Here is a 13,644-nt window from a genome sequence, read left to right on the forward strand (position 1 = left end):
TCCTGTGAGGAAAACTTTGAAATTCAGGAGTAATTTGATTATTAATAAATTATGAGTAGTAATAAACCCGTTATTGGAATTTCTTGTGGAGATTTAAATGGAATTGGAATTGAACTGATTATAAAGTCTCTTTCCGATAATCGCATAATGGATATCTGTACTCCGGTGATATTTGCTAATAATAAAACCATTAGCTTTTACCGCAAAACCTTATCGGAAAATAATTTCAACTTTAGCTCCTTAAGAGATTTTTCGAGGATTAATCATAAGCAAATAAATGTTTTTAGTTGTTGGGAAGAGGACGTTAACATAACACCTGGGGTGCTGAACGAAGTAGGTGGAAAATATGCTTTAATATCTCTTCAGACGGCCGTTCAAGCGTTGAAGGAAGGACATATACAGGGACTGGTTACGGCCCCAATTCATAAAAGTAATATTCAGTCAGAGGCGTTTAATTATACAGGGCACACCCCTTATTTAAAGAGTGCCTTTGAAGCAGAGGAAGTGGTAATGATTATGTGTGCCGAAAATATGCGGGTGGCTTTGGTTACCGAGCATGTGCCGGTAAAGGATATAGCGGCTCATTTGAATACCGATATTATTCTTAAAAAGCTTAGAATCGTGAACGATTCATTGCAAAAGGATTTCGGTATCAGTCGTCCCAGAATAGCTGTACTCGGCCTTAACCCGCACGCAGGAGACGAGGGGTTGATTGGCAATGAAGAGCAAGCTATTATCAAGCCTGCCATCAGGGAAGCTAAAAATGAGAATATCCTTGCATTCGGTCCTTATAGTGCCGATGCATTTTTTGCCCGAGGGCAGTATGAGAAATTCGATGCCGTGCTGGCTATGTATCATGATCAGGGATTGATTCCTTTCAAATCACTAGCTATAGGGGCGGGGGTAAATTATACCGCAGGATTGAATATAGTGCGTACTTCACCTGATCACGGAGTGGCTTTTGATATTGCCGGTAAGGGTGTAGCGGATCATCAGTCTTTTTCAAGTGCCATCTATTATTGTATAGATATTATCAAACAACGGTTGGAATACCAGCAACAGCGGGCTAACCCTATAAAGAAAGTGATGCCTGAAGTAACCGCTAAATTGCCTGACGAAGAATTGGAGGAGCAGTCAGATTAATGTTGCTGCTGACTATTTGGGAAAGGTAATTATAGAATTCCTGAACAATATTGTTTTCGGCGACACTCTTGCTACTATCGTACACCTTGTATAAGGTGAGGGGTGTCGTAATGGCCATAAGGGTGTTTATCATTTTTCTTTTTAGTTGCGTTTCTTCTGCTATTTGATCGATAATATTTATCAGCTCAATACCAAAGATTTCAGAATTCAAACTGCGCCCTTTAGCCAGAATATCCTGATAGGATGATAGTTTTATGGGGCCTGATAAGGAAGCACACTCTCTGGCTATACGAATAAATTCTACTGACTTTTCAGGATTTTTACACCGATTGTTTAGCTCGGATAGGGTAGTTTTGACGATATTATTGATGGCAAGTTCTATTTGGCTTTTGTGGATTGGTTGACCTATTGAATAAAGTGCCAACTCAATAAGTCTTTCATCTACTGGTACAGAAAGTTCCATCTTTTTTATTTTATAGTTTATAGAGGCTTAGGGTTTAAAAAAGAAAGAGGGGCATACGTATTGTCTAGAAAGACGCCGTTGCCCACTCTAAGCCCTCTAAACCGCCGTGAAGGTACAGCGATATCAATATCGTGTGAAGATATTTTCGATGAACTAGGTAATTTATGGAGATAAATTACCGAATTTTTTCGATGGAAGCTAATTGGCGTTATCCCAAATCGGGTAATACTGACCAGTAAAAAACCACGACTCTGCGTCGTTCATCATCGACCTGATAATCGGTTATATTAGGAAAGGGGAGTGCTTCCCCACGGCCATAAGCCACATATCCTATATTGAGGTTGTTATACGAATTAAATCGGGTAGCATTTTCTTTTACCAACATCTTGATATGGTAGAGTAGTTCGTTAGCTCTTAAATTGGAAAGAACAAGATTAAGTAGACCTTTTTCTGGATTTTCTTCGCGTGTATAGGACTTTAGTAGTGCATAAAGGGGTGTGTTGGGACTGAAGGATAGTGCATCAGCATAACCTACTAATACAATGTGAACTCTACGCGTAATATCCGCGTATTTGTTGGATCGATTGATGATGGAATCAATTACCGGCTTGAAGTGCTCTTCTACCACTTTTGAAGCTGAATAGGGGATTTTGTATGCACCCGGTTTAAAAAATGCCCCCATCTGATATTTACGAAAGGCATCCACACTTACTGCTTCGTTCAATAGCTCATATACACGCTCCCTGTAGCTTTCTTTTAAGTGAAAAGAGTCGATTTTGCTCAGATAGTTGTTGGCATAGTGGTAATATTTCTTCCCTCTCAGGTTGGCTTTATTTTGAGCAATAAGGTCGGCTGCATTAACGATTTCTTCAATATTCTTGAGATCGTTTTGCAGCTTTTCAATAATCGTTTGAATGTTGTTTGCTACAGACGAGTCCATACTTCTATTAGCAACCTGTCGTTCCATTTTTGACTCCAGAGAGTCCAGTAATACAGAGTCCTGGCTAATGGTTCGTCGGGCTAAGCTAATTTTTTCATGTGTAAGAGCTGCTTTTTTACTAACTCCGCAACTTATAAGAAAGGTTATTAAGATAAATAATATACCTAAATGATATTTCTTCATAATTTTTTAATTCGAGAATTTATTGTGGTAATGGTTTAATTGTAAATCCCGGCGAGTCTGTTTCCCGAGATGATATTTTCTTAATTTTTTGTTCGAGTATTTTGGAATAAATCAGCTTTCTGGTGTTAGTAGTACTAACTGATGTAGTAGAGTCATTAATATTTTCTGGAACTATTGCAGAAGGGTCTGCATTAAGATTTATATTAATAAGATTGACATTTTCATCTAATTGAAAATCTTTATACGTAAGTAATAATTCGTATACATGTATATCAGTGTTTTGTACGAAGTTAGTGTATTTTTTCGAACTATTTCTATCTTGTTGATGCCACGCATATAACATAGCGAAGCAAAGTAATATTCCTCCTGTCCATAATATGATAAGTGATATTTTACTAGTCTGCTGATACGTAATTATTCTTTTCATAAGATAAAATTGGAATGGCTAAGAGTGAGATGAAAGGATAATTATTTTAATGGCAATTTTTATACATTAATCTCTTTTTCTATGTCATCTATAAATGAAGTGCATTGCTGTAAGTCGAGTGTTTTATTTTCCATAGTGGTGAAATTGCACTTCCCTATAGCTTTATAAACAGGGTGTTCTGCGCCTAAAGGCGAAAAAGTTGATTTTAATCTGTGTAATATCTTTTTAACTTTTCCAATATCCTGCTGCGAGAAAGCCTCTATAAGTTCTGCCTTATCCAGTTCCCACTGGTTTTTCATTGCCTGTACTACTTCTCCAACAGTATCAGGGTCATTGCCTACTAATTCATACAAATAGTTAAGAGTATGGTGGTTGTTATTCTGAATATTCTCCAAATAGCTTGCTGTGGTTTTAATAAGCAATTGCTCATCAACTGGTTTTGAAATATAATCGGTAAACCCGGCATTTTTGCATTTTATAATTTCGGTTTCCGATACATATGCTGTCATTGCAATTATAGGAGTAGAGATCTGTTTTTCGTTACGGAGAATGCCAATGGCAGTATATCCATCCATTTCTGGCATTTGTATATCCATAAAAATTAAATCGAATGTTTCTTTTTCCAACAGATTTACTGCTTCCAGGCCATTGTCAATGATTTTCGGTTTTAATCCGTATTTGCCAAACATATGTTTTAACAGAATCTGATTGGCTTTATTGTCCTCAACAATCAGCACCTTTCCTTCAGGTAATTTATCGATTGTTATGAAGGATTGTTCTTCTGATACGGGATTGGTATTTTTCTCCAGAATACAAGTGAAATTAAATTCGGAGCCTTCATTTACTTCACTAAAAATCGAGATAGTGCCACCCATTCTTTCCACCAGATTTTTGGCAATCGTAAGTCCGAGGCCTGTTCCTCCGTATTGTCTTTGCACACCTTGTTCCAGTTGTTCAAAGCGCTCAAAAATGGCAGCTACTTTATCTTTAGGAATGCCGATACCGGTATCTTTTACCGTAAATCCTAGTTTATAATATTTATCATCTTCATCTATCCATACCACATTGGCGGTGACTTTTATCTCTCCTTCATTGGTGAATTTTATGGCATTCCCAATTAGATTCACGAAGATTTGCTGTAATCTTTCGCTATCGCCAATGACATGCTCCGGTACTTTGGATTCGATGTAAGAGGAATAATGCAGCTCTTTTTCATTAATGGCATTTGAAAACATTCTCTCCAGCCTGTTAAACAAATGATACAGATTGAAAGGCTTATGTACCATTTTAAGTTTGCCTGCCTCAATTTTTGATAGATCCAGTACGTCGTTTACAATGTTGAGTAAGTTTTGTGCTCCGGACCGTACCATGTCTACATATTCTCTCTGCTGTTTATTTAAAGGGGTATCTTTTAAAAGATTCCCGAAACCGATAAGGGCATTCAGAGGGGTCCTTAATTCATGGCTCATATTGGCCAGAAACTCATCTTTAGCATTCTTACTTTTTAGAGCTGCTTGTTCTGCAGCTTGTAGTTCCGCAATCAGTTTTAATTGTTGGGATTGTCTTTTAATAATGATGGTGGACATTACCAGTATGGTAATAATGGCAAACAATGCAAGAATCTTATTATAGAGTGAAAGCTGACCGGCTTGCTCCGAGTTTCGCGTGAGCGTTTCTTGAAGATTCTTTCTTAGAAAAGCCTGTAGTGTAAGACAATTGGCGTATACCTTATCTCCAGGACTTACTTTGTATAAAGAATCGATTAGCTTATTTTTTTCCTGCACATTGCCACTAATATGTGTATTTAAAATAGACTCTGAAATATTCAATTGTTCTTCAATAATATTTCTAATGATATTTGAAATCTCATGACTATTAGATGAAGTGTAAGATGTAATAATATCGGTATTATAACCCAGCATAGTGAGCGAGTCTTTCAGCTGGCTTATTCTGGTACTATTTACCTTTAAATTGCGATCTTTGAATTTGCTCTGTAGGTCGAAAGACAGGTTTACAAGTTCCTGTATACTATTGTTAATGAGAAAAGTTGCAACAGCTTGTTTGTTTCCTTCATTCAGCGCTTTTGTGGATTTGTTTGTAAAAAATTGTGTAACTACAAAGAGGGCTATTAAGGCAAGCGCCAAGACAACAATCGAAAAGAAAGAATATTCCTTATTTTTTGCCATACTTATAATAACTGTAGGGTCTTCAGTAGAGCATCGCGGTAGGATTCAGAAATAGGAATGGGATGATCATGTATGTACACGACCCTGTCTTCTATGTAATCGATCTTATTTAAAGCTATGATATAACTCCTGTGGGTGCGAATAAATTTGTTTGAAGGGAATTTATCTTCGATAGACTTTAGGCTTCCATGTACTACATAGCTCTTCTCTGGCACATAAATTTTGATGTAATCTCCTTTGGCTTCAACCCAAAGGATATCGTTCATATCTATCTTACGAATGATCTTATTGTCTTTTACGAAAATGAAATCGCTAGAGGTTTCTTTGCTAATCTCAACATTTTTATGACTGAGAAGCTCCTTCGCCCTTTCAATGGACAACATCACTCTAGCTAAGGAGAATGGTTTTACAATGTAGTCGACTACATTTAGCTCGAAAGCTTCGACAGCGTAGCCTTGTTTGGCAGTAGTGAGGATTGTGAGGGGTCTTTCGTTCAGCATTCTCAATAGCTCCAACCCACTGATATCGGGCATTTCAATATCTAGAAATAATATATCGACGAGGTTGCTTTCGATATAACTCTTCGCGCTTAGGCCATTGTCAAATTCCGCCAAAATATGAATGCCTTCGATTTTGGATAGAATTTGTTTAAGTAGGACCCTTGCCACCTGATTGTCATCGATAATAAGACAATTTAAAGGGCGTTGCTCCATCGCTTTTTCTGCTAATTTAAGTATTCGTGGTTACAATATAAAATTAAAAGGCCCTGTATATTTACAGGACCTTTCGTAATATGTCAAAAGTATTGTTGAAGCTAAATTACTTTGCTTTGTACTGAGGTATCAATGTGTTGGCAAGTTCTACCATTTTTTGGATACCCTCTTCAGGAAGATTGCCTTTCTTGAATTCAGTCAGTACATCTGGGAGTTTGTTTTCCATTTCCATTAAGAAGTGTTCTTCAAACTCTTTCACTTTGTTTACCGGAACTTCTTTCAGCAGTCCTTGTGTACCCAAGTAAATGATAGCAATTTGCTTTTCTACTGGGAACGGAGAATACTGTGCCTGTTTCAGAATTTCCACGTTGCGAGCACCTTTGTCAATTACGTTCTTGGTTGCTGCATCGAGGTCTCCACCGAATTTAGCAAAAGCTTCCAACTCGCGATAAAGCGCTTGGTCAAGTTTCAGTGTACCGGCCACTTTTTTCATCGATTTAATCTGCGCATTACCACCTACACGGCTTACGGAGATACCTACGTTGATCGCAGGGCGGATACCGGATAGGAACAAGCCTGATTCTAGGAATATCTGACCATCGGTAATGGAGATTACGTTTGTAGGAATGTATGCAGAAACGTCACCTGCCTGAGTTTCGATGATGGGAAGAGCAGTCAAGGAACCGCCTCCTTTCACCAGATGTTTGATAGAATCCGGCAGGTCGTTCATGTTTTTAACGATTTCGTCGTTGTTGATAATTTTCGCAGCTCTTTCCAGCAGACGGCTATGCAGGTAGAATACATCACCAGGATATGCCTCACGTCCTGGAGGACGACGTAACAGCAGAGACACCTCACGGTATGCTACCGCTTGTTTAGAAAGGTCGTCGTAAACGATAAGAGCAGGACGTCCGGTATCGCGGAAATATTCTCCTATAGCAGCACCGGCAAAAGGTGCGTAGAACTGCAATGGAGCAGGGTCAGAAGCAGAAGCAGCTACGATAATGGTATAATCCATGGCGCCATGGTCTTGGAGTGTTTTCATTACTCCGGCAATGGTAGATGCTTTCTGCCCAATGGCTACGTATATACAGTATACAGGTTTGCCTGCCTGATAAAATTCTTTTTGATTGATAATTGTATCTATTGCAATAGCTGTTTTACCGGTTTGGCGGTCACCGATGATGAGCTCACGCTGTCCGCGACCAATAGGAATCATGGCATCGATAGCTTTGATACCGGTTTGCAGCGGTTCTTTTACCGGTTCACGGAAGATTACGCCAGGGGCTTTACGTTCCAATGGCATTTCATATAGTTCTCCGGTAATAGGGCCTTTACCATCGATGGGCTGTCCCAGCGTATTTACTACACGTCCTACCATGCCTTCGCCTACTTTGATAGAAGCGATTTGACCGGTACGACGTACTTTGGAACCTTCTTTAATATCCTTGCCTTCACCCATCAGTACCACACCTACGTTATCCTCTTCAAGGTTTAACGCAATGGCGCGTACCCCATTTTCAAATTCAACTAGCTCACCATAGCGAACGTTTCCAAGTCCATATACACGGGCTATGCCATCGCCCACTTGAAGTACAGTTCCTATTTCTTCTAAATCGGCATGAGCATTAAAATTGCTTAACTGCTCCCTTAGTATGGCACTAATTTCGTCGGGTTTAATTTCAGGCATATATATTCTTGTTTTAAAAATTTATTGTGGTTGCTGCAATACAGCGTTTTTTCAGGCTGCAAAAGTAGGCAATCGGAAGTTTATAACAAAAAAATGTACAGGCATTCAAGCGGGATGAAAGTATTTTTTTATTTAATATGATAAGTTGCTCATTTTTAGTAGGTTTATGAAAAATTTCGGAGCGATGGGAGATTTGCCAAGTGGAGCCTGATTTTTAACCTAAGGAAAATACCATCAAAAATGGAGGGATGAAATGTTTTTGAGGCAAAATCCATTTGTAAAGCTGCTCATTCCTTTTGCATCGGGCATTCTCATTCAGTGGTACCTGCAGCCGCCGGGCAAGATAGGAGTCTTGATTCTATTAATTGGGGGAACACTTTATAGCTTTTTTTCTTTATTAAAAGGGTTTGCGAGATGGAAGTATAGTTGGCTGAGCGGTGCCGGACTAGGTGCTGCTATGCTCGCAGTAGGGATGTTATTGGCATATATCAAAGATGTCCGCAATCACCCTTTATGGATGGGGCATCACTACAGCGCAGAGCAGGCTATTGTGGCCGTCTTACAGGAGTTTCCTGTAGAGAAGGAACGCTCTTATAAAGCTGAAGCTCAAGTGCAATACTGTATTGTGGAGGATAGTAAACAAAAAGTAAGAGGGCGTATTATTATTTATTTCAGCAAAGACAGCTGCAATGCTCATTTAAAGGCAGGCGACCAACTACTTTTTCAAAAGTCGTTGCAGGAAATTCGTAATACAGGTAACCCCGGAGCATTTGATTATAAAAGGTATGCACTTTTCAATGAAATTACCCATACCATTTATCTGACAGATACGGAATATGTAAAGCTCTCCGAAAACAATATTTCGGCTTGGAAGAAGCTGATTTTCAAGATGAGAAGCTATGTGCTGCAGACCATCCGCCAATATATCAAAGATCCGAAGGAGCAAGGTTTGGCCGAAGCGATGCTTATTGGATACAGAGAAGATTTAGATAAGGAACTATTGCAGGCTTATACCAATACCGGCGTGGTGCATGTAATTGCTGTATCAGGGATGCACCTAGCGATGCTGTATTGGGTTATCAATATCGTATTGCAGCCTTTATTAAGAAAAAGTACTACCCGATGGCTGCACACCCTACTTGTACTGCTCATTTTGTGGAGTTTTGCGTTTGTAGCTGGGGGAGCGGCTTCTGTGGTACGAGCAGCTGTAATGTTTACCTTTATTACGATAGGCAGACAAATTAATCGCAATACCTCTATTTATAATATCCTTGCAGCTGCGGCCTTTTTTCAGCTTTGTTATAATCCTTACTGGCTGTGGAATGCAGGCTTTCAGCTTTCCTATATGGCGGTGTTGAGTATTGTAGTGTTTTATAAACCGATTTATAATTTACTGTATGTACGAAACGAAATTTTAAATAAAGTATGGCAACTAGCATCAGTAAGTATGGCTGCACAAATACTTACTACGCCTCTGGCGCTTTACAACTTTCATCAGTTCCCCATTTATTTTTTACTGGCCAATCTGGTAGTGGTGCCGGCATCCAGCATGGTACTCGTGGGCACACTGTTGCTCACAGTAATAGCACCCGTTCGGCTGTTGGCAGTAGAGATGGGTAAGATTCTTGAAGGATTAATATGGTGGCTGAATTCATTTATTGAAATAATGGGCACCTTTCCTTTGGCCGTATGGTCGGGAATACAGATAGGTGTCGGGCAAACAGTATTATTATATATTGTTATAGCAGCAATGTTTTTTTGGCTGAGAGAAAAAAATAAGGCGGGCTTATGGACAGCGCTAGCCGCCATATTTCTTTTTTGGGCCATAAGAGCCTGGGCTATTTATGAGGTAGACAGGCAACGTAAAATAGTAGTATATCATATTCCCCGCTATGGTGTGATGGACTTTATTGGTGGAAGAAATTTTTATGCAGTCGGTGATAATGCAGCCTTTCAGGATTTTGCGGTGCAAACATTTACCCTGCATCCGGCCCGCACTTTTCAGCGCGTGCGTCGTTCGGAGGTGATGGCAGGATTTTCTCGCCATGGAAATGCCATCATTTTTCAGGGCAAGAAGGTTTTATGGATAAATGAAGCACTTAATGAAACCAATCTAAGTGGCACTATACCAGTTGATATTGTAGTGTTTTCGGGCAATACTCGCATAACAACTGATAAATTTTTTAACCAGCTAACTCCAAAGCATATTGTAGCCGATGGCTCTGTGCCGGCGGGGAAAGCACGCTATTGGAAGCGCGTTTGCGATTCATTACAGGTGCCTTTTCATTATACAGTTGCGGATGGGGCTTTTGTCATGAATTTTTAATAGCGTACTTTTGCGGCTCATTTCTCAAAATCATGAATAAAAAAATTCAATCAGCACTCATTTCAGTATTTTATAAAGACGGTCTGGAGCCTATTGTAAAAGAGTTAGCCCGTCTGGGAATTACCATCTACTCCACCGGAGGAACGCAAAAGTTTATTGAAGATTTGGGAGTTCAGGTGGTGCCGGTGGAAAGTCTTACCACCTATCCTTCCATTCTGGGCGGCCGTGTAAAAACCTTACATCCCTCTGTGTTCGGAGGTATTTTAGGCAGACGTGATGTGGAAACCGATGTGCAGGAAATGGCTCAATACAAAATTCCTGAGATTGACCTAGTGATTGTGGATTTGTATCCTTTCGAAGAAACGGTAGCTTCTACAAATGATGAGAAGCAAATCATCGAAAAGATAGATATAGGTGGACCATCCATGATTCGTGCGGCTGCGAAAAACTTTAAAGATGTGTTGGTAGTGGCTGCTAAAAAAGATTATGCCGCTGTAACCGAACTGCTGCAAACCCAAAACGGCGAAACTACCTTAGAACAACGTAAAGCCTTTGCTGCAAAAGCATTTGAGATAGTAGCCCACTATGATGTAGCTATTTCTAAATATTTTAATACTAATAATCTGGAAGCGGAATATTTCCTCCATTCAGAGCCTAAGCCTAAAACCATGCGCTATGGCGAAAATCCGCACCAGCCTGGCGTGTTTTACGGCGATTTGGAACAATTGTTTACTCAGCTGAACGGAAAGGAACTCTCGTATAATAACTTGGTGGATGTAGATGCTGCCGTGCAGTTAATTGCTGAGTTCCCGCAGGGTGGAGATGTGGTATTTGCCATCATTAAACATACCAATGTATGTGGGGTTGCTGCTCGCAAAACTACTGCCGACGCTTGGAGTACCGCTTTACTGGGCGACCCGGAAAGCGCATTTGGCGGCGTGTTGGTGACCAACGGTGTTGTGGATGAGCATACGGCTAATGCCATTAATGAAATCTTTTTTGAAGTGCTGATAGCTCCAGGCTTTGAAGAGGCTGCTCTTAATATTCTAAAGTCAAAGAAAAACAGAATATTACTTCAATTAAAGCAATTGCCTCAATCCAAAGAACAGTTCAAATCAGTACTTAACGGAGTACTGGTACAGGCAACCGACCAAGGTAATTATACCGATTGGAAAGAGGAGGGAGGCAGAGCTACTACTGAGCAGGAAAAAGCTGATCTGGAGTTTGCCAACATCATTTGTAAGCATCTGAAGTCGAATGCTATTGCATTAGTAAAAAATAAACAGCTAGTAGGTAAAGGTGCCGGACAAACGAGCAGGGTAGATGCCGTGCGTCATGCCATTGAAAAAGCAAAGCAATTCGGATTTGATCTGAACGGCGCTGTACTGGCTAGTGATGCATTCTTCCCCTTTAATGATAGTGTGCAGATTGCGCACAAGGCAGGAGTAACAGCTTTCATTCAACCGGGCGGTTCCATCCGCGATAAGGACTCAATCGATTATTGTAAGGAAAATAACCTAGCCATGGTACTTACCGGTATGAGACATTTCAAGCATTAAATCGTTACTGATAATCTCATTGAAAATAAATAGCCCCTTTTTCTTAGGAGATAGGGGCTAAATTTTTTATCATCCATATATTGCAGGTCACATGTCCCGATTGCCCCATAGGGTGGTCGAGATGCGTAAACCCAAGCTTTTCATACATTTTAACGGCCCCCGAAAATTGAGGAAGGCTTTCCAGATAAAGCTGTTTGTATCCCATCTCGATGGCGGATTGAACACTTTTTTCCATAAGTGCTCTTCCTACACCCACACCTCGGGCTTCTTTTTTCAGATAGAACTTTACTAGTTCTGCACAGTCTGCCGGTAAGCCTTCGGTAGGGAAAATGCCGCAACTTCCTACAACCTCATTATCTACTTCCGCAACCCATAATACGGAGCGAGGGGTTTTAAACAAATCATACAGGTTGTCTGTTCTTGGATCTGTATAAACGGTACCTGGTCGAGGAGCATTATACTCGTCAAATGTGTCACGTATTATTTGGGCGAGTATAGGGTTGTCAGATTCTTTGATCTTTCTGATTATCATCTTATCAGTATAACAATTTAAAAGTTTAGAAGGTTATGTTTTTATTACCAATCTATAACGCATGTATGACAGTAAATGCAGCAGAATTTATAAAAAAATTATATGTATGGGCTGTAATCCGCATGCATGCCAAGATTGCAAAAAAACAACCAAAGTTTCTCACATCATGTGTATAACAACTTTAGAATTTCTCTTTTTTATGCGATTAATTTGTATACACATTAGGGATTTGCTACCCGAGTGCAATTGGTTCTCCGATGCTGTAATATGCGGTGCACAAGGGTGGATGCCGATGAGAAAGAGAGTACAAATCTTACTGTAAAAAATAAGAATCTAATAAGAAGGGATCGGCTGTAAAGCTTGGTTTTTTTTTGAAAGCCTGTAAGGCTTAAGGTACTTCGTCGCCCTAATATATTTTAAAAAACTGCCGAAAGGCATAAATGATTTAGATATGGGACTGTTTGATAAACGTGTTAATTACAAGCCTTTTGAATACCCGGAAGTACTGCAATTTACCGAGGCAATTAATAAGTCGTTCTGGGTACATTCCGAGGTGGATTTTACTGCCGATACGCAGGATTTCCACAGTCACCTTACCTATCCGGAGCGCAATGCGGTAAAACGGGCTTTGCTGGCTATCGCCCAAATAGAAGTAGCCGTAAAAACATTCTGGGGCAATCTGTACAATCATTTTCCCAAACCGGAACTGAATGGACTGGGTAGCACCTTTGCCGAGTGTGAGTTTCGTCATAGTGAGGCGTATTCTCGTCTGCTGGAAGTGCTGGGGTATAACGATGAATTTGAAGAACTCATTAAGGTTCCGAGTATCAAACGTCGTATCGACTATTTGTCGAACGTGTTGCGAAACACCAAATCCAACGATAAGCAGGAGTACAGCCTCGCTCTGATTTTGTTTACCATTTTGATAGAAAACGTATCCTTGTTCAGCCAGTTTGCTATTATACTTTCCTTTACCCGATTCAAAGGCTGGATGAAGAATGTAAGCAACATTATTGCATGGACTTCGGTGGATGAACAAATTCATGCTAATGCGGGTATTTATCTTATTAATAAAATAAAAGAAGAATATCCTGAAGTACTGAACGACGAAACGCTGTCTCGCATTACCGACATGGTAAAAGAGTCTATCGAAATTGAGGAAGAAATTATAGAATGGATCTTTGAAGAAGGTGACGTGGATATTCTCAATAAGAAAGATCTCATCAATTTTATCAAATATCGTGTAGATGATAGTTTGAATAAAATAGGCATGTCCTCCATCTACTTTATCAGCCCTGAGCAGTATCGCCCGATGCGTTGGTTCGAGGAGGAAGTATTTGCCAATAGTCTGGACGATTTCTTTGCAAAACGTCCCGTGGATTATACGAAGCACGATAAAAGCATTACAGCAGACGATCTGTTCTAATGCCATTGTATTCAGAAAGGTGGAAATGCCGGTAATTTATCGGATGGGAGAGATGA

At 39.9% G+C, this 13,644-nt stretch carries 11 protein-coding genes; 4 read left to right on the plus strand and 7 right to left on the minus strand.

Translation table 11 applies throughout. From position 1 onward, the window contains the following. Positions 1 to 51 precede the first annotated feature (51 nt). Positions 52 to 1,143 (plus strand): 4-hydroxythreonine-4-phosphate dehydrogenase PdxA, encoded by a 1,092-nt coding sequence (gene pdxA / locus V2H41_RS00860; RefSeq protein ID WP_330973219.1) that lies wholly within the window; start codon positions 52 to 54, stop codon positions 1,141 to 1,143. On the opposite strand, the gene V2H41_RS00865 is transcribed toward pdxA, so the two are convergent. The 6 genes from V2H41_RS00865 to atpA form a co-directional block, all read right to left on the minus strand. Then, the gene (locus V2H41_RS00865) at positions 1,103 to 1,606 is read right to left on the minus strand and encodes a hypothetical protein (protein ID WP_330973220.1); all 504 of its coding nucleotides are present in this window, start codon (positions 1,604 to 1,606) and stop codon (positions 1,103 to 1,105) included. The two genes, pdxA and V2H41_RS00865, sit on opposite strands and share 41 nt — an antisense overlap. A gap of 208 nt (positions 1,607 to 1,814) precedes the next feature. After that, on the minus strand, positions 1,815 to 2,729 hold the full coding sequence (locus V2H41_RS00870; protein WP_330973221.1) for a hypothetical protein: 915 nt from the start codon (positions 2,727 to 2,729) through the stop codon (positions 1,815 to 1,817). A 19-nt stretch (positions 2,730 to 2,748) separates the two neighbouring features. After that, a complete protein-coding gene (locus tag V2H41_RS00875) occupies positions 2,749 to 3,156 on the minus strand; it encodes a hypothetical protein (protein ID WP_330973222.1) in 408 nt (135 codons plus the stop codon). Positions 3,157 to 3,215: 59 nt separating this feature from the next. Beyond that, a complete protein-coding gene (locus tag V2H41_RS00880) occupies positions 3,216 to 5,342 on the minus strand; it encodes an ATP-binding protein (RefSeq protein WP_330973223.1) in 2,127 nt (708 codons plus the stop codon). Between the two features lie 2 nt (positions 5,343 to 5,344). Then, entirely contained in the window at positions 5,345 to 6,055 is a 711-nt protein-coding gene (locus V2H41_RS00885; RefSeq protein WP_330973224.1) for a LytR/AlgR family response regulator transcription factor, read from the minus strand. A gap of 106 nt (positions 6,056 to 6,161) precedes the next feature. After that, complete coding sequence (gene atpA, locus V2H41_RS00890; RefSeq protein ID WP_330973225.1) at positions 6,162 to 7,745, minus strand: F0F1 ATP synthase subunit alpha; 1,584 nt, start codon at positions 7,743 to 7,745, stop codon at positions 6,162 to 6,164. Between the two features lie 253 nt (positions 7,746 to 7,998). Here atpA and V2H41_RS00895 point away from each other — a divergent pair, with 253 nt between their 5' ends. Further along, positions 7,999 to 10,071, plus strand: a complete 2,073-nt coding sequence (locus V2H41_RS00895; protein ID WP_330973226.1) for a ComEC/Rec2 family competence protein — start codon at positions 7,999 to 8,001, stop codon at positions 10,069 to 10,071. A 32-nt stretch (positions 10,072 to 10,103) separates the two neighbouring features. Further along, positions 10,104 to 11,630 carry a bifunctional phosphoribosylaminoimidazolecarboxamide formyltransferase/IMP cyclohydrolase gene (gene purH, locus V2H41_RS00900; protein WP_330973227.1) on the plus strand — a complete coding sequence of 509 codons (1,527 nt, stop codon included), beginning with the start codon at positions 10,104 to 10,106 and terminating at the stop codon, positions 11,628 to 11,630. A gap of 43 nt (positions 11,631 to 11,673) precedes the next feature. On the opposite strand, the gene V2H41_RS00905 is transcribed toward purH, so the two are convergent. Continuing rightward, a complete protein-coding gene (locus V2H41_RS00905) occupies positions 11,674 to 12,162 on the minus strand; it encodes a GNAT family N-acetyltransferase (protein WP_330973228.1) in 489 nt (162 codons plus the stop codon). A 451-nt stretch (positions 12,163 to 12,613) separates the two neighbouring features. Here V2H41_RS00905 and V2H41_RS00910 point away from each other — a divergent pair, with 451 nt between their 5' ends. Further along, complete coding sequence (locus V2H41_RS00910) at positions 12,614 to 13,588, plus strand: ribonucleotide-diphosphate reductase subunit beta (protein WP_330973229.1); 975 nt, start codon at positions 12,614 to 12,616, stop codon at positions 13,586 to 13,588. Positions 13,589 to 13,644: the final 56 nt, after the last annotated feature.

It is taken from the genome of Niabella digestorum (assembly GCF_036409055.1).
GTDB classification, from domain to species: Bacteria; Bacteroidota; Bacteroidia; order Chitinophagales; family Chitinophagaceae; genus Niabella; species Niabella composti.